The following is a 16,446-nucleotide window of genomic DNA, read 5'->3' as shown; positions in this document are numbered from 1 at the left end:
AATAAGTCTACATAACGAAGTCAAAGCAACCTACGAGTGCTCTACGCTGCATGGTCAGCGCTTGGTGACCATCAAGACTTTCGGCAACCCGGATCGGCAGATGCCCACCATACCATCTCAGACTATCCAACTGGATCACCAGGGTGCAGAGGCTCTTGTTCACATTCTAAGGAAAACTTTCGCCCTTAGCTGACCCGCTCCGGCAATACCCCGGCCCCGCGCAAAAACGTTGCTGCGTCCATGGCGCCTTTGCCTTCGCGCTGCACCTGAGTGAGGCGGACGGCGCCTGTGCCGCAGGCAATGGTGAGGTCTGGGCCGATCAGGCTGCCGGGCGCGGCGCTGCCGGCGGCAAGCGTCGAGCGCAGCGCTTTTACGCGCGTCGGTTTGCCTGCCAGTTCCAGCTCGAACCAGGCGCCCGGAAAAGGCGAGAGGCCGCGGATGGTGTTGTGGACCTCTTCGGCGGATTTGGAAAAATCGAGTTTGGCCTCGGCCTTTTCGATCTTTGCCGCATAGGTGACGCCCGCTTCGGGCTGGGGCGTGAAATCGAGGCTGCCCCGTTCCAGCGCTGCGAGGGCGCGGCCCATGAGATCGGCGCCGAGGCGCATCATCTGGTCGTGGAGTTCGCCCGCCGTCATATCGGGACCGATGGGGATGATCTCGGTGGGGCCCATGGCGCCGGTATCAAGGCCCTCATCCATGTTCATGACGACGATGCCGGTCTGCTTGTCGCCGGCCATGATGGCGCGCTGCATAGGCGCGGCGCCGCGCCAGCGGGGGAGCAGCGAGCCGTGGAGATTGAGGCAGCCTTCAACCGGCGCATCGAGAATGGGCTTGGGCAGGATCAGGCCATAAGCGACCACCACGGCGACTTCGGCGCCGAGCGAGGCGAACTGGGCCTGCTCGGCTTCGTTGCGAAGGCTTTTGGGCGTGAAGACCGGAATGCCGAAATTCTCGGCCGCTTCATGCACCGGGCTCTTGCGCTCGGCCTGGCCGCGACCGGCCGGCTTTGGCGCGCGTGTATAGACGGCGAGCACTTCGTGGCCGGCAGAGACGATCTCGGTCAGCGTCGGCACGGAAAATTCGGGCGTGCCCATGAAGACGACGCGCATTGGCTTTACTCCTGGGCAATTCCCCGCGCTAGCGCGGGGAAGCGTTCTTAGCGCGCGGCGAGCTTTGCTTGCTTGTCGAACTTCTTGATCACGCGGTCACGCTTCAGGCGGCTGAGATAGTCGATATAGAGCACGCCATCGAGGTGATCGAGTTCGTGCTGGATGCAGACGGCGAGCTTGCCGTCGGCGTCCTTGGTCACTTCCTTGCCATCAAGATCAGTATATTTCACCGTCACGGTCGAAGGGCGCTCGACCTCGTAATAGAGCTCGGGGATCGACAGGCACCCCTCTTCGGTCACCTGGATTTCGTCGCCAAAACTGGTGATCTCGGGATTGATCATGACGAGCGGCTCGGGCGTTTCCTTTTCGCCGGCCAGATCCATGACCACGATGCGCTTCAAGACACCGATCTGGGGCGCGGCGAGGCCGATGCCCGGCGCGTCATACATGGTATCGAGCATGTCCTTGGCCAGCGTCTTGATCTCGTCGTCGACCTCGACGATCGGATCGGCAACGGCGCGCAGGCGCGCGTCAGGAATGATAAGAATAGGGCGGATGGCCATGGCAAAGGTCCGGCGATATCTGGATTTGCCAGTGATATGGCGTCTTGAGGCCAATCGGTCAACAGCGGAGGTCGTTTACGCCCGGCGCAGAATAGAACATTTTAAGAACGGAAGAATCGGTTAGACTGGCGCAATGAGTGAATTCGACACGATTTTGTTTGTGGCCGGCTCGGTGCCGGTGACCTTGGGCCTCGCGCTGGCGATTGGTTTTTTGCTGCTCGTCGGCTTGGCCTTTGTGTTGCTGGTCGGGAATGCGCGGGCCAATGCCGAGCGCGCGGAAGGTGCGGCGCGGGAGGCTAGCGACAATCTCAAGGCGAGTTTTCTCGAACAGATCGCGCAGCGCGACATGCGCATTCGGGATCTCGACTTGGCGCTGGCGCGCGAGCGCGAGCGGGCCGCGGATCTTCTCGACAGCGAGCGCGACAAATCGAGCGGGTTGACGGCCGAGCTTGCCGCCATGCGGACCCGGCTCGACGAGCAGGCGCGGCAGAACGAAGCGAACCTCAAACGCTTCATGGATGCGCGCCAGCAGATGACCGACGAGTTCAAGGCCATTGCCGGCGATGTGCTCAAAACGCATGGCGAGACATTTACGCGGCAAAACCGCGAGCAGGTGGATACGCTTCTCAAGCCCTTGCAGGACAAGATCACCGAGTTTCACAAGAACCTCGTCGAAGATCGCTCCGCCATGGGCGAGCGCATTCGCGCGCTAGCCGAGAGTAATCTGCAGATCACCACCGAGGCACAGAATCTTACGCGCGCGCTCAAGGGCAATTCGCAAACCCAGGGCGCCTGGGGCGAGATGATCCTCTCCACCATCCTCGAGCAATCGGGCCTGCGCGAAGGTGAGCAGTATTTCGTCCAGCAGAGCCATAGCGGCGAGGATGGGCAGCGCGTCAGGACCGACGTTGAAATCCTGATGCCGAATGGCGATCGACTGGTGATCGACTCGAAAGTGTCGCTGACAGCGTTCGAAGCCTTCGTAAACAGCGCCGAACTGGATCGGGACCAGCATTTGCGGGCGCACATCACCTCGGTGCGTGGGCATATCACGACGCTGGGGGACAAGAGCTATCATCGCGCCGCAAAGTCGAGCCTTGATTACGTGATGATGTTCGTGCCGATCGAATCCGCGCTCGCAACAGCCATCCAGCACGATGCCAAGCTCGTCGAATTTGGCATGGGGAAGGGTGTCATGCTGACGACCCCGACGACGCTAATGACGGTGCTGCGCACGGTCCGCAATGTGTGGGACATCGAAAAGCGCCACCAGAACGCCGAGGAAATCGCGGAACGCGCCGGGGCGCTTTACGAGAAAGTGGCCGGGTTCTTATCGACCATGGACAAGGTCGGCGCGAGCATCGAGCGCGCCAGCCAGGATTTCGCCAAGGCAAAGGATCAACTCTCAACCGGCCGCGGCAACGTTGTGCGGCAGGTGGAGATGCTGCGCGAGCTGGGCGCGAAATCGGGCAAGAGCTTGCCGGCGGGTTGGGACGGCGGGAGCGAGGAACAACCGACCTTGCGGCTGGTGGTGGATGAGCCGGGGGATCGGAATTAGAGGCTGGTGATTGGGGCTTCACCCCCTCCCAGCCTCCCCCATCAAGGGGGAGGTGGCGCACCGAGTATGAGGCACGATCTATTCAAGGCCACTAGCCAAACACCTCCCCCTTGATGGGGGAGGCTGGGAGGGGGCCCCGCGACACTACCTTCAAACCGCGCTCAATTCACTCTTGCTCTTGAGCACCTTATCGCCGTCGTCTTGCTCGATGAGGTAAGCCGGCTCGGCCTTGCTCGCTTCGCGTGTCACCTTGGTGCCCTTGATGGTCTTGGTGACATCCTCGGTGAACCGCTCGACGATCTTGCCTTCGGCCGTATTCGCGCCCCACTTCCAGCTGACTTTCGAACCCTTGCGAAATGCCATTTTCATCTCCGTTTTCGGAGCAATGGAAAATGGTGCGCAAATGTTCCTTGTGGCCCAAATGGGGCTGATCACGTCTCGTCGCCGTCCCTGCCGCAATGCTGCCTGCAACATTGCGAAAGCTTAATGTCGGCGCAACTTCACAGAAAGGCGCGACGTTCCATATGTAATCCCACAAGCTGTTGAGAGCTTTTTCGAAGGAGACTATTCCTTATGCGTCCCACTCTTCTTTCGCGTACGCGCCGTTGGCTTGGAGCATCGGCCCTGGCGCTTCTGGTCGGTGTCGGCGGCGTATCCACAGCCTTCGTGCTGACGGGTCAGGCTGCCAATGCTCAGGTGCGCAATGTCGCCCAGATCGCGGTTCCCGAAGTGAACCAGCAGGGCTTTGCCGACCTCGTCGATGCGGTCAAGCCGGCTGTGGTCTCCATTCTCGTTGAAGCTCAGGAACCGGCGTCCGGCCCAAGCGGCGGCCCTGCTGGTCCCGGCGGCCCGCGCGGCCGTGATTTCCAGTTCAATTTCCCCGATCTTCCGGAAGGCCATCCTTTCCGTGACTTCTTCGACCAGTTCGGTGGTGCTCCCGGCGCCCCTGGTGGCGGCGAAGCCAAGCCACGTCAGTTCATGGCAGCCGGCTCGGGCTTCATCGTTTCGGCTGATGGCTATGTCGTAACCAACAATCACGTCGTTGCCGACGCAACCAAGGTCACCGTGATCTTCGAAGATGGCACCGAACAGGTGGCGACCGTTGTCGGCACCGACGAGCGGACCGACCTTGCCGTTCTCAAGATCGAAGGCAAGGACCTGCCCTTCGTGACCTTCGAGGACCAACCAAGCCGTGTTGGCGATTGGGTGGTTGCCGTGGGTAACCCGTTCGGCCTCGGTGGTACCGTGACCGTGGGCGTCATCTCGGGTGCTGGCCGCAATATCGGCGGCTCGAACTATGGCGACTTCCTGCAGATCGACGCTGCCGTCAATACCGGCAATTCGGGCGGCCCGGCCTTCAACACCAAGGGTGAAGTGGTCGGCGTCAATACCGCCATCTATTCGCCCAATGGCGGCAATGTCGGTATCGCCTTCGCCATCCCTGCACACACGGTCAAGCAGATCGTCAACCAGTTGATCGACACCGGTACGGTGACCCGAGGCTATCTCGGCGTCTCCATCCAGGACGTCAGCAAGGACATTGCCGATAGCGTTGGCCTGACCACGGCCAAGGGCGCGATCGTGCGTGAACCGGCTGCCGATGGCCCTGCAGGCGCTGCGGGCGTCAAGTCCGGCGACATCATCACCGCCGTCGATGGCGACAGCATCGATGACGCGCTTGACCTCAGCCGCACCATTGCCGGCAAGGCCCCGGATTCGACCGTCGAGCTGACCATCTGGCGCGATGGCGCCGAGCAGAAGGTGAGCGTCAAGCTGACCCAGCTTAAGGAAGATGCTGGCCAGACTGCCCCGAGCACACCGACGCCTCCGGCTGACGTGCCGGAAAGCACCTCGATGCTCGGCATGACCCTCGTGCCTAATGGCGACGGCTCGGGCGGTCTGCTGATCCAGGACGTGCAGCCCGATAGCTCCGCTGCCCAGCGTGGCCTTGCCGTTGGCGATGTCGTGCTCGAAATCGACAATAAGCCGATCAATTCGGTTGCCGATTTTGAAGGCGCAGTCTCTGCTGTTCAGGGCAAGGGGCTCGCAACGGCTCTCGTCAAGGTTTCGCGCGACGGTGAAGCCCGCTTCATCGGCCTGCCGATCAACGAAGAGGGCTAAGGCTCTCTTCTTCCCACCGCGCCTGGAGGCGGTTCCCTCCTGCATCCAGCGCGCTTCTGCCGGCTCCGGGGTCATTCCCGGGGCCGTTTTTTAAACTGGGTCGCGATGCGATCTTTGCGATTTTGCATTTGCCCATTACTGCTTGTTGAGTTGAGCGCGGAGCGTCGGCGTGAAGATTTTGTTGATTGAAGACGATCGCGAAGCGGCCAGCTATCTGATCCAGGCTCTGGACGAAGCGGGCCATGTCACCCACCACGCCGCCGATGGCGAAACCGGCTATGCCATGGCGTCGGGCATGGATTATGACGTGCTGATCGTCGATCGCATGCTGCCGCGGCGCGATGGCCTCTCCATCGTCGAAAGCCTCCGCGCCGAGGCCGACCAGACCCCCGTCCTGATCCTGTCCGCCCTCGGCGAAGTCGATGACCGCGTGACGGGCCTTCGCGCCGGCGGCGACGATTACCTCACCAAACCCTATGCCTTTACCGAACTGTTGGCGCGTATCGAAGTCCTGGCGCGGCGATCGAGCCCGGCAGAAGCGGCGACGAGCTATAGCGTTGCGGGCCTCTCGCTCGATCGGCTGAGCCGCAAGGTCGAGCGCGACGGAGAATCCATTCTCCTGCAGCCGCGCGAATTCCGGCTGCTCGAATATTTGATGAAGAATGCCGGCAAGGTCGTGACCCGCACCATGCTTCTTGAAAATGTCTGGGATTATCACTTCGATCCCCAGACCAATGTCATCGACGTCCATATGTCGCGTCTGCGCTCAAAGATCGACAAAGGTCACGACAGCCCCCTCCTCCACACCGTGCGCGGCGCGGGCTACATGATCCGCGAGTAGACCTGTGAGCCGTTTCGCGCAGGTCTGGCGCACCTCGACGGTCCGCCTCACCGCGACCTTCATCGCTATTTTCGTGCTCTTTGCCATTTTGCTGATGGGCTTCATCGGCTGGCAATCTAGCGTAACGATCCAGCGCCAGCAGGCCGACGATATCGACCGCGAAGTTCGGCTTTTCCAGCGCATCGAGGCAACGCAGGGCATTCGCGCGCTCGCCTTTGCGCTCAATCGCCTGTCGAGCCAGCCGGGGCCGGGCGTTTACTATCTCGGCGATGCATCGGGCCAATATCTCCTCGGCAATATGACCGAAGTACCGCCCGATGTGCTGATCGATCCCGGCGTCTATAGCTTCGATTATGACCGGCCTGATCCGCTTGGCCCCGAAGCGGGCCCACCCGGCGGCCCTGCCGGTGGGCCGCCTGATCCGCCGAAGCGGGCGGGCGTGGCGCTGGTGCGTTCGGTGGAACTCAACAACGGCATGCGGCTCGTCGTCGGGCGCGATGTCGTCGAACGGCGCGGCTATTCGGCCATCATTCTCCAGAGTTTCCTGGTCGGCGTTGTCGGCATCATCGTCTTTTCGATCTTTGCCGGCGGGCTGACAGCGCGGCGCGTCCTCAAACGCATCGACACCATTCGCGATACCTCGACCAAGATCATGTCGGGCAATCTGTCCGAACGCGTGCCGATCACCAAGCGCAATGACGAATTCGATGGGCTGGCGCGCAATCTCAATGCCATGCTTGATCGCATCGAACAGCTTTTGCAGGGGCTCAAGGAAGTCACCGACAATGTCGCGCATGACCTCAAGACGCCGCTGACCCGCCTTCGCAACCAGGCCGAGGGCGCGCTGCGCGATACGGCAAGCCCCGAAACCAAAGAAAAAGCGCTCGAAACGGTTATTGCCGAAAGCGACAAGCTGATCCAGACCTTCAATGCGCTGCTGATGATCGCGCGTGTCGAAGCCGGCGCGCCCTCGGGCGCTTTGTCGGAGATCGATGTCAGCACGATCGTCGCCGACGTGACCGAGCTTTATACTCCGGTGGCAGAGGACGAAGGCATTACCATCGAGGCCACTATTGCCGAGGGCGTGACGCTGCGCGCCAATCGCGAACTGATCGGCCAAGCCATGGTGAATCTCCTCGAAAACGCCATGAAATATGCCAAGCCCGAAGACGGACGCGATGGCAAGATCACGGTGGATCTCCGGCGCGAGGGGACGCAGGTGGTGCTCGCAGTGGCGGATAATGGGCCGGGGATTCCCGAGGCGGATCGGCTGCGGGTGCTGGAGCGGTTCGTGCGGCTGGAAAAGAGCCGGTCGGAGCCGGGGTCGGGGCTGGGCTTGGCGCTGGTCAATGCCGTGGCAAGATTGCACGGCGGGACGTTCAGGATCGACGATAATGGGCCTGGAGTGCGGGCGGTGTTGGACCTGCCTGAAGCATGACGGCGACGAGCCCTTTCTCGCCTCTCTTCCCGTGCTTGACCCGAGGGTCTCTGACCACGCCACTTGGCTTTTGGCCCCCCAATAGGCCCTCGGATCAAGTCCGAGGGAAGAACGGTGATTGGGGTGACAAAGCGAAACTCAACGGAAGCGTAAGCTAAATTTGCGTCCGCGCCCGCAACGCTTGGCTCAGCGTGCCCTCGTCCAGATAATCGAGCTCGCCACCAATCGGAACGCCGTGCGCAAGGCGCGTCACCTTGGCTCCCGGCCCTAGCCTGTCGGTGATGTAATGCGCCGTCGTTTGCCCATCGACCGTTGCATTCATCGCGAGGACAATTTCGGAATAGTCCCATGCCCGTCGCGCGAGACTATCGAGATTGAGATCATCGGGCCCGATGCCATCGAGCGGGGAGAGCACGCCGCCAAGCACATGATAGCGCACCTGCCCTGCCCCGGCGCGTTCGAGTGCCCAGAGGTCGGACACGTCTTCGACGACGATCAGGATGCCGCTTTCGCCGCGGCGCGGGTCGGAACAGATCGAGCAGGGGCTGATCGTATCGACATTGCCGCAGACTTCGCAGGTGCGGACCGCCGCGACAGCGCGATCGAGCGCCGCCGAAAGGGGCAGCATGAGCTGCTCCTTTTTCTTGATCATATGTAGGACGGCGCGCCTGGCCGAGCGCGGCCCCAAGCCCGGAAGGCGGGCCAGAAGCTGGATCAGTTGCTCGATTTCAGGTCCGCCGGACATTTTTGCGACTTGGCTCAGAGGTTAAACCAGCCACGGCGTCATCCCCGCGAAAGCGGGGATCTCAGAACGGGATTCCCGCTTTCGCGGAAATGACGCTGTGGTTGGGAAAGCTTTAGAACGGAAACTTCATGCCGGGCGGGATCGGCAGGCCGGCGGTTACTTCGCTCATCCGGCGCTGGACTTCGGCTTCGCTCTTGCCCTTGGCGTCGTTAAAGGCAGCGACGATCAGGTCTTCTAGCACTTCAATCTCTGACGGATTGGCCAGAGACGGATCGATCTTGAGACCCTTCAAATCGCCCTTGCCGGAGAGTGCCACGGTGACGAGGCCACCACCGGAGCGGCCTTCAACGACCATGTCGGCAAGTTCGGCCTGCATGGCCTCCATCTTGCCCTTCATTTCGCTGGCGGCCTTCATCATGCCCATGATGTCTTTCATTCGTCGTCCTCTTCGGTGGGTGCGGGGGCGATTTCTGGCAGGGCAGCATCTTCGTCCCTGACGGTGACGTTAACGAGCTTGGCCCCGGGAAAGGTTTCCAAAATAGCTTTGACCAGTGGATCTTCGTGCGCCGCAGCCGTTGCCTCGACCTTACGCTGATCGCGCTCCTGCCGGATGGTCATGCCTTCGGGCGGCTTACTTGAGACCATGACGAGCCAGCGTTGACCCGTCCAGGTCTGGAGGCGCGCCGAAAGCGTCGCGATCATGCCGGGATCGGCATTCTCGGCCAGGGCCACTTCGATGCGGCCCTGCTCGAAGGAGATCGGGCGCATCTGAGATTCGAGCGCGAGTTTTACGAGGACATCGCGCTTGGCGGTCGCGAGAGCGATGAGGTCCTTGTAGGTCGCGACGGTCGCTAGCGCCGGCTGGGGTACGGGCTGGGGCGTGACCACCCGAGGCTCAACCGAAGCGACAGCCTGCGGCTGCGCCGTGGTGACCGCCTGTGGGCGCGTGACAGGCTGCGGTTCGGCAACGGCGATAGTCATGGGCGCTTCGACACGCATTGCCGAGGCGCCACCGCCACCGGACGGCAGGCCGCGCGGAGCGGGCGGGCTGAGCGGCGCATTGGAAAGCACCTGGCCGGAAAGCTTGGCGATGACTTCGTCAGGGCTCGGCAAATCGGCCGCATAGGCAAGCCGGATCAGCGTCATTTCAGCCGCCTGCAGGGCATTGCCGGCGCGACCGGTTTCTTCATTACCCTTGAAAAGGATCTGCCAGGCGCGGGTCAGTGCGCGCATCGGCAGGCGCTGGGCCAGATCGCGGCCACGGCTCTTTTCGTCGGGGGTCAGCGAAGCATCGTCGGCCGCCGCGGGCACGACTTTTATGCGCGTGACGAGGTGGGTGAATTCGGCGAGGTCCGCGAGCAGCGTCTGCGGATCAGCGCCGAGATCATAGAGTTCGCGCAAAGCCGTCAGCGCTTCGGCGACACGGCCACCCATGACGTCTTCGAAGAGATCGATGATGCGTGCGCGATCGCCGAGGCCCAGCATGGTCTTGACAGTTGCCGCGGTGACAGTACCGCCCCCATGGGCAATGGCCTGGTCGAGGAGCGAAAGCGAGTCGCGGGCCGAGCCTTCGCCGGCGCGGACGATCATGGCGAGCGCGTCGGCTTCGAACCCGATGCCTTCGAGCCCGAGGATTTTTTCGAGATAGGCCGTCATCACATCCGCCGGAATACGGCGCAGATCGAACCGCTGGCAGCGCGACAGGATGGTGATCGGAACCTTGCGGATTTCGGTCGTCGCGAAGATGAATTTTACATAGGGCGGCGGCTCTTCGAGCGTTTTCAGGAGGCCGTTGAAGGCCGCCGTCGAGAGCATGTGCACTTCGTCGATGACATAGACCTTGTAGGGCGCCGAAGCCGGGCCGTATTTGACCGAGTCGATGATCTCGCGGATATCGCCGATACCGGTATTGGAGGCCGCGTCCATTTCGATGACGTCGACATGCCGGCCCTCGATGATGGCGCGGCAGTGCAGGCCTTCGGTTTCGAGATCGAGCGTCGGGCGGCGGCCGTTTTCATCCTCATAATTGAAGGCACGGGCCAGAATACGCGCCGTCGTGGTTTTACCAACGCCGCGCACCCCGGTCATGATGAAGGCGTGGTGGATGCGGTTTTGCGCAAAGGCATTGCCCAGCGTCTGCACCATGGCGTCCTGCCCGACGAGGGTCGAGAAGTCGCGCGGGCGGTATTTGCGGGCCAGCACCAGATAGGGCGTGGTCTGAGCGTCAGCCATTTTTGCCCTCCATTGTCGGTGCTCGGTGGAATCTGCGTGAAGTCATGGCGCAACCATAGGGCAATGGCACGCAACCCGCAAAAGCATGGGCACGAAAACATCGGATTCAAACAGGGAATTGAAGTAGGAGGCTGGCATCGACCCGTGAGGATCTCGTTGGGGCTGCTTCCTTCCGGACCTGACCCGGTTGGCGAGGAACACGTCCGCGCCAACCTCCCGATGGGCTATATGCGGATTCTTGGTGCAAGATGCAAGAGGCGTCTACCCAGGTAAGGCCATCCCGAAGTCACCAATCGAGGCAGCAAATTTGTGATGCCGTTTGACTATGTGCGACGGCACAGAGCTTGATCAGTTCAGGAGAACTCCATCTTTGGAATATTGACGTGGCTGGTGAACGAGCGTGACCAACACAACCGAAATCAGCATCAACAGGTACCAGGAGCCAAGCTTTTCCCAACTGACCAGTGACCAACCGTCAGCTTGGCTCGGATAGATCCACGCTCTACTCCACGTGCCGATGTTTTCCGCAATCCAGATGAACAGGGCGACGAGCATGGGCATGCGGTGCCGGAAGCGAAAGACGCGGTAGTGCATGAAGCTGCGCCCGTAGAGAACCACCACCGCGGCAAAGAGCAGCCAGCGGAAATCATAAAAATAGTGGTGGGTGAAGAAGTTGACATAGATGCCGAGCGCAACGATCACCGTCATCCACACCGGCGGATAGCGCGTGAAGGTGATGTCGAAAATGCGCTGGATACGCGCCATATAGGAGCCGACGCAGGCATACATGAAGCCGGAAAAGAGCGGCACGCCGCCAATGCGGAAGAGGGCATCGTCGGGATAAATCCAGGACCCGACAGAGGTTTTGAACAATTCCATCCCGGTGCCCACGAGATGGAAGATCAGGATGACGCGGACTTCGTCGAGCGTTTCAAGCTTGAATAGGACCATGCCGACCTGAATGGCGATGGCCGCGAGGAACCACAGGTCGTAACGGTTGACCCCGATTTCTGGCCACCACAGGCGGGTGATGATGATCATGCCCAGCATCAGCCCACCGAACAGACACGCCCAGGCTTGTTTGAGACCGAAGACGAGGAATTCGACAGCGCCATCGCCGACCTTGCCGCGCGGCAAGCGTGAGAGCAAAACGCGGGCGGCCGCATCGATCCTGGCTTCCACACTCGTGAAGTGAATGGCACGCTCCGCCCTTGCCCCCTGCCCCAGCACTGGATAAGCCCTGATCAAATGCGCCGAATTGTGGCGCGCCGGCTTGGGCCGGATCGGAACGGAGAAGCTTCTTGGCCAGACGTCACCCGACACCTTTGCGCACGTCCGAACAGGATATTGCAGCCGCGAAGAAGGCTCCATCAACGCCGCAGACGGAGAATCCGGCTTATCGGCTCGCCTTTGCCGACGATGAATTCCTGACCTCGGAAGACACGCGTGGCATTCGCTTCCAGCTCGAATACCTCAAGACCGAGCATCGCCTGCGCGAGCGCGGGATTCTCTCGACGGTTGTGCTCTTTGGCGGTGCGCGCATTCCCGAGCCGGGCAAGCCGGCATGGGCGGCGAAGAACGAAACGCAAAAGCGCAATCTCGAAGCGGCTTCGCGCTATTATGAGGAGGCACGGCGTTTCGCGCAGCTGGCGAGCGAAACCTCGGCGCAGTCGGACTACAAGGAATATGTGGTGGTGACCGGCGGCGGCCCGGGCGTCATGGAGGCAGGCAATCGCGGTGCGGCTGATGTCGGCGCGCCCTCGATCGGGCTCAATATCGTTTTGCCGCACGAGCAGGCGCCGAATATTTACGTGACGCCCGATCTCTCCTTCAACTTCCACTACTTTGCGACGCGCAAGATTCATTTCCTGCTGCGCGCCAAGGCAGTGGCCGTGTTCCCCGGCGGGTTCGGGACGCTCGATGAGTTCTTTGAAACACTGACGCTGATCCAGACTGGGCGCATGGCGAAAGTGCCACTCTTGCTGTTCGGCAAGGAATTCTGGACCAGGGTGATCAATCTGGAGGCCCTTGCCGAAGCCGGGACAATCGCGCCGACCGATCCTGAGCTCTTCACTATCGTCGATACGGCTGAAGAAGGATGGGATGTGGTTCGTGCATTCTACGAGCTACCTAAGGCCGAAGGGCACAGCCAGTAGGCAAGTCGTCTGCTAGGAATATATCCCGGCAGCAGGCACTTCAGTTTAGTCTAGCTCGTCAACACGATCCGCATGAGATCGGCGGTATTCTTGGCGCCGAGCTTCTCCATGACGCGGGCCCGATGCACCTCGATGGTGCGCGGGGATATGCCGAGATTGCGGCCCGCTTCCTTGTTGGATTGACCATTGGTGATCAATTGCAGCACTTCGCGCTCACGCGGCGTGAGCTGGGAAAAGCCCCGCACCTCCACCGGCCGTCGACCGGCTTGCATGGCACCGAGATGGACGTCCAGGCGCAGGGCATCACGGATGACGGTAAGCAGATGCTCGCTGTCGATGGGTTTGGAAACCACATCAGTGGCGCCCAGCTTCATCGCCGTTACAGCCGCTTCGAGCTGCGGCGCATTGGACAGCATGACGACCGGAATACCGGCGTGGAGCGCCTTGATCCGCCGCAGCAGCGGCAGGCCACTATCCTGCCCGACGGCCAGATTGATCACCGCCACATCGATACGCCGTCGCTCGAGCATGGCAAAGAAATGGGCCGCATCGAGCGAAAACGCCGTCTGAAACCCTTCGAGCCTGAACAGAACGCTCAGGCCCTCGCAGATAACGGGGTCGTCGTCCACGATGTGGATCAACCGGTCCCGGTTTAGAAATGAATGATAATAGGTGTCGTCGTTCATCGTGCCCAAAGCCCCTTTGGCAGGTTCGAATACCTTCCGGGCCGGAGCCGCACTGGCAGGGAGCAAACGTTTCCACCGCCCTCCGTCCCAAGTCACCCCGGTATTTTGCTCTAGGTGGTGATGCCGTTCGATATGGGATGAATACGTAGGGGCCACTACCTATATATTTAGGTATATTTGCCTATTATTAATCTGTCAATGACGATATTCCTAAATTGGATGTACGGAATCTCTCCTCCGGTGGGCGGCAATCGAAAGCAGCTACCTAGCCCTGGTGGCCGATCACACTCCTGTTTCGTGCTCGGGTGCGGCGTGCATGAGTTGCACCTCCGGAGATTGCACCAGCGCGAGATATCGCTCGAACTGAACAAGCACATCTCCGATCAACTGATCGCGATTCATGCCCATGATGTTGTATCCGCGCCCGCCGCTCGAAAAATAGGTTCGGGCCTCGTAGCGCTGTTCGGGCATTTTCGCGCTCATGGGAGACAGTGTGGCCTGCGGGTGCGATACCAAGCTTACGCCGTAGACGAAATCGCGTACGCCTTCTGCCGGAGAGCGCAAGGCGATGGCACCATTGGCTTCTTCCACCACCTGCGTTTCGCGTTCACGGGAGCTCAGTTCGGCTGCAACTTGTTCGAGCGCTGGCCGCACTTGGTTGGCAATGAATTTTTCGACCTGTACTTTGGTTGGAGCATGCATCATCAGCCCCAGGCGCCTCTGCCAGGTCAGCCCCGAGGCAGGTTGTGCCATTGGAACATGTGCATTTCCGCCATGAGCTTCCTGCTGGGCAAGATCGGCCCGCATACCAACATAGAGCGACCAGACAAGAGCAAGCATCACGATGCTGAACGGCAAGGCACTGGCGACCGTCACCGCCTGTAGGGCACTGAGACCGCCGGCCAGCAACAGCGTTGCGGCAACCACGCCTTCGAGAACGCACCAGAAAATGCGCTGTCCTATTGTCGTTTCCGTTTCCCCGCCTGCCGAGATGGCATCGATCACGAGCGAGGCGGAGTCTGCCGAGGTCACAAAGAAAATAGCGACGAGAATGACGGCCAAAGTTGATGTGATCAGCGGGAAAGGCAGATATTGGAAGAACTGAAAAAGCCCAACCGAAATATCGTTTGAGATGGCAGTGCCAAGCTGGCCGGCGGCAACGCCCATGTCTACGGCAATCGCGGTATTTCCAAACACCGTCATCCAGATAAAGGTGAAACCGGCCGGGATGAAAAGCACCGCGGTGACGAATTCACGCACTGTGCGCCCGCGCGAGATGCGGGCTATGAACATGCCCACAAATGGCGACCACGAAATCCACCACGCCCAATAGAACAGCGTCCAAGCGTCAATCCACGGCGTAGGACTATAGGCATAGATGTTGAAAGTGCGCAGCACCAAGGTGTCGAGATAAAGGCCAAGATTTTGGACAAAGTCGCGAAGCAAGTCTGAAGTAGGCCCAACTGCCAGCACGAACACCATAAGCAATATCGCGACGACGAGGTTCAGTTCGGAGAGAATGCGGACGCCCGTATCAAGTCCGGTGGTGACCGACAGCGTGGCAGCCGCAGTGACGATAGCAATGACCGGAAGTTGGACTTCAGGTCCGATCGGCCAACCAAAGAGATAGTTGAATCCGGCGCTAATCTGGGAAGCACCGGTGCCGAGCGAAGTTGCGAGACCGAACATGGTGCCAACCACGGCAAAGATATCGACGGCGTGGCCGATCGGCCCGTGGATGCGCTCCTTGAGCAGCGGATAGAGGCCGCTGCGAATGGTCAGCGGCAGATTGTAGCGATAGCCGAAATAGGCGAGCGAGAGGCCGACGACCGCATAGATGGCCCAGGCGTGGAGCCCCCAATGAAAGAACGTCACCGTCATCGCTTCGCGGATCGCCGCGGCAGTGCGCGGATCGGCCGTCGGTGGCGCCATATAATGCGTCATCGGCTCGCCGACGGCATAGAACATGAGGCCAATGCCCATGCCCGCTGCAAACAGCATGGCGATCCAGGAGACGAAGCTGAAATCGGGCGTCGCGTCATCCGGCCCGAGCTTCAAGCGCCCGAAGCGTCCGAGGCACATGAGGAGGACAGCCACGAGAAAGATGCCGACGGAGAGCAGGTAAAACCAGCCGAACTGGTTGAGAATGCCTGCCTGGAGCGAGCGGAAAATCTCTTCGGCGTTGGCGGGGAAAAGCACGCCAACGGCGAGGAAGAGAAAGATGATGATCAACGCGCCGAAGAAAACCGGCGGGTTGATGATGAAGGGTTTGAACATCGACGCTCGCAAACCGGCTGCCCATCCCCCAGGGATGTCTACACCTCAGCCGATATGATCTATGTAAAACCCTGCCCTCTCTCAGAGTTCCAAGACGCAAGCGATTTTGGTGGCTTGGCCCGAACGGAATGCGCCTCCATTCGGGCCAAGCCGAAGATGACTAGATGCGTGGTGTCGCGCGCAAGGCGTCGCGAATTTCGGTGAGCAGCACTTCTTCCTTGGTTGGCGCAGGCGTCGTTTCGACCGGCTCCTTTGCGGCTTCGCGCTTGAGGCTATTGATGCCCTTGACGACGAGGAAGAGCACGAAGGCGATGATGGTGAACTTCACCACGGCATTGATGAACAGGCCGACATTGAGCGTCGAAACGCCAGCGGCCTTGGCAGCAGCGACGGACGGCACGGCAACATTGTCGGGATTGGAAAGGACAACGAAAAGATTGGAAAAATCGATGCCGCCGATGATCAAGCCGATCAGCGGCATGAAGATATCGTCGACGATGGATGAGACGATGGCGCCAAAGGCGGCGCCGATGATCACGCCGATGGCGAGATCGATCATATTGCCTTTGACGGCAAAATCCCGGAATTCCTTCAATACGCTCATGGGTTCGACCCTCCCGATCCCTCAAAGAGCCGCTTCTGCATGACGCGGCAGGAGTGCCAGCATTTCCGAGCCTGCGCCGTTTTGCAATGGTCCGTCTGTCGAACTTGCACGCTATG

Annotated in this window: 14 protein-coding genes, 1 other RNA gene and 1 pseudogene; 5 read left to right on the top strand and 11 right to left on the bottom strand. The window is 60.6% G+C overall.

What is annotated here, in order from left to right; genetic code table 11:
- Positions 1-185: 185 nt before the first annotated feature.
- Together fmt and def are read right to left on the bottom strand one after the other, a co-directional pair.
- Positions 186-1,109 (bottom strand): methionyl-tRNA formyltransferase, encoded by a 924-nt coding sequence (gene fmt / locus ASG47_RS05385; protein ID WP_061907709.1) that lies wholly within the window; start codon positions 1,107-1,109, stop codon positions 186-188.
- 47 nt (positions 1,110-1,156) lie between these two features.
- On the bottom strand, positions 1,157-1,672 hold the full coding sequence (gene def / locus ASG47_RS05380; protein ID WP_061907708.1) for a peptide deformylase: 516 nt from the start codon (positions 1,670-1,672) through the stop codon (positions 1,157-1,159).
- Between the two features lie 133 nt (positions 1,673-1,805).
- Between def and rmuC the strand changes: the two genes are divergently transcribed.
- Positions 1,806-3,230, top strand: coding sequence for a DNA recombination protein RmuC (rmuC, locus tag ASG47_RS05375; protein WP_061907707.1), 1,425 nt, complete (start codon positions 1,806-1,808; stop codon positions 3,228-3,230).
- A gap of 150 nt (positions 3,231-3,380) precedes the next feature.
- Here the strand turns inward: rmuC and ASG47_RS05370 are convergent, their stop codons facing one another.
- On the bottom strand, positions 3,381-3,593 hold the full coding sequence (locus ASG47_RS05370) for a DUF2945 domain-containing protein (RefSeq protein WP_410494052.1): 213 nt from the start codon (positions 3,591-3,593) through the stop codon (positions 3,381-3,383).
- A gap of 210 nt (positions 3,594-3,803) precedes the next feature.
- Between ASG47_RS05370 and ASG47_RS05365 the strand changes: the two genes are divergently transcribed.
- The 3 genes from ASG47_RS05365 (at position 3,804) to ASG47_RS05355 (ending at position 7,630) form a co-directional block, all read left to right on the top strand.
- Positions 3,804-5,351, top strand: a complete 1,548-nt coding sequence (locus ASG47_RS05365) for a Do family serine endopeptidase (RefSeq protein WP_061907705.1) — start codon at positions 3,804-3,806, stop codon at positions 5,349-5,351.
- A gap of 169 nt (positions 5,352-5,520) precedes the next feature.
- Complete coding sequence (locus ASG47_RS05360; protein WP_061907704.1) at positions 5,521-6,192, top strand: response regulator transcription factor; 672 nt, start codon at positions 5,521-5,523, stop codon at positions 6,190-6,192.
- A 4-nt stretch (positions 6,193-6,196) separates the two neighbouring features.
- Positions 6,197-7,630, top strand: a complete 1,434-nt coding sequence (locus ASG47_RS05355) for a sensor histidine kinase (protein WP_061907703.1) — start codon at positions 6,197-6,199, stop codon at positions 7,628-7,630.
- Positions 7,631-7,784: 154 nt separating this feature from the next.
- Here ASG47_RS05355 and recR read toward each other — a convergent pair whose 3' ends face one another.
- The 5 genes and pseudogenes from recR to ASG47_RS05330 form a co-directional block, all read right to left on the bottom strand.
- Positions 7,785-8,375: a recombination mediator RecR gene (gene recR, locus ASG47_RS05350; RefSeq protein WP_061907702.1), complete on the bottom strand. Its 591-nt coding sequence runs from the start codon at positions 8,373-8,375 to the stop codon at positions 7,785-7,787.
- A gap of 112 nt (positions 8,376-8,487) precedes the next feature.
- The gene (locus ASG47_RS05345) at positions 8,488-8,811 is read right to left on the bottom strand and encodes a YbaB/EbfC family nucleoid-associated protein (protein ID WP_061907701.1); all 324 of its coding nucleotides are present in this window, start codon (positions 8,809-8,811) and stop codon (positions 8,488-8,490) included.
- A pseudogene (locus tag ASG47_RS05340) lies at positions 8,808-10,619 on the bottom strand (DNA polymerase III subunit gamma/tau); the annotation flags it as partial. The gene ASG47_RS05345 and the pseudogene ASG47_RS05340, both read right to left, overlap by 4 nt.
- A gap of 110 nt (positions 10,620-10,729) precedes the next feature.
- An RNA gene (ffs, locus tag ASG47_RS05335) (signal recognition particle sRNA small type) lies at positions 10,730-10,825 on the bottom strand.
- A gap of 130 nt (positions 10,826-10,955) precedes the next feature.
- Positions 10,956-11,789, bottom strand: coding sequence for a DUF817 domain-containing protein (locus ASG47_RS05330; protein ID WP_244487043.1), 834 nt, complete (start codon positions 11,787-11,789; stop codon positions 10,956-10,958).
- A gap of 119 nt (positions 11,790-11,908) precedes the next feature.
- On the opposite strand from ASG47_RS05330, the gene ASG47_RS05325 reads away from it, so the two are divergent.
- Complete coding sequence (locus ASG47_RS05325) at positions 11,909-12,763, top strand: LOG family protein (protein WP_061907699.1); 855 nt, start codon at positions 11,909-11,911, stop codon at positions 12,761-12,763.
- Positions 12,764-12,813: 50 nt separating this feature from the next.
- Here the strand turns inward: ASG47_RS05325 and ASG47_RS05320 are convergent, their stop codons facing one another.
- The 3 genes from ASG47_RS05320 to mscL all read right to left on the bottom strand — a co-directional run bounded on the left by ASG47_RS05320 (position 12,814) and on the right by mscL (position 16,330).
- Complete coding sequence (locus ASG47_RS05320) at positions 12,814-13,449, bottom strand: response regulator transcription factor (protein WP_061907698.1); 636 nt, start codon at positions 13,447-13,449, stop codon at positions 12,814-12,816.
- 282 nt (positions 13,450-13,731) lie between these two features.
- On the bottom strand, positions 13,732-15,726 hold the full coding sequence (locus tag ASG47_RS05315; RefSeq protein WP_061907697.1) for a BCCT family transporter: 1,995 nt from the start codon (positions 15,724-15,726) through the stop codon (positions 13,732-13,734).
- A gap of 160 nt (positions 15,727-15,886) precedes the next feature.
- On the bottom strand, positions 15,887-16,330 hold the full coding sequence (gene mscL, locus ASG47_RS05310) for a large conductance mechanosensitive channel protein MscL (protein WP_061907696.1): 444 nt from the start codon (positions 16,328-16,330) through the stop codon (positions 15,887-15,889).
- Positions 16,331-16,446: the final 116 nt, after the last annotated feature.

It is taken from the genome of Devosia sp. Leaf420 (assembly GCF_001425445.1).
Taxonomy (GTDB): Bacteria; Pseudomonadota; Alphaproteobacteria; order Rhizobiales; family Devosiaceae; genus Devosia.
Note: the sequence above shows the minus strand (reverse complement) of the source record. Positions and strands in the feature narration are given on the sequence as shown.

Bases quoted from the DNA above. Each gene is read 5' to 3' on its own strand.
- fmt (WP_061907709.1), bottom strand. From the start codon at position 1,109: ATGCGCGTCGTCTTCATGGGCACGCCCGAATTTTCCGTGCCGACGCTG.
- def (WP_061907708.1), bottom strand. From the start codon at position 1,672: ATGGCCATCCGCCCTATTCTTATCATTCCTGACGCGCGCCTGCGCGCC.
- rmuC (WP_061907707.1), top strand. From the start codon at position 1,806: ATGAGTGAATTCGACACGATTTTGTTTGTGGCCGGCTCGGTGCCGGTG.
- ASG47_RS05370 (WP_410494052.1), bottom strand. From the start codon at position 3,593: ATGGCATTTCGCAAGGGTTCGAAAGTCAGCTGGAAGTGGGGCGCGAAT.
- ASG47_RS05365 (WP_061907705.1), top strand. From the start codon at position 3,804: ATGCGTCCCACTCTTCTTTCGCGTACGCGCCGTTGGCTTGGAGCATCG.
- recR (WP_061907702.1), bottom strand. From the start codon at position 8,375: ATGTCCGGCGGACCTGAAATCGAGCAACTGATCCAGCTTCTGGCCCGC.
- ASG47_RS05345 (WP_061907701.1), bottom strand. From the start codon at position 8,811: ATGAAAGACATCATGGGCATGATGAAGGCCGCCAGCGAAATGAAGGGC.
- ASG47_RS05320 (WP_061907698.1), bottom strand. From the start codon at position 13,449: ATGAACGACGACACCTATTATCATTCATTTCTAAACCGGGACCGGTTG.
- ASG47_RS05315 (WP_061907697.1), bottom strand. From the start codon at position 15,726: ATGTTCAAACCCTTCATCATCAACCCGCCGGTTTTCTTCGGCGCGTTG.
- mscL (WP_061907696.1), bottom strand. From the start codon at position 16,330: ATGAGCGTATTGAAGGAATTCCGGGATTTTGCCGTCAAAGGCAATATG.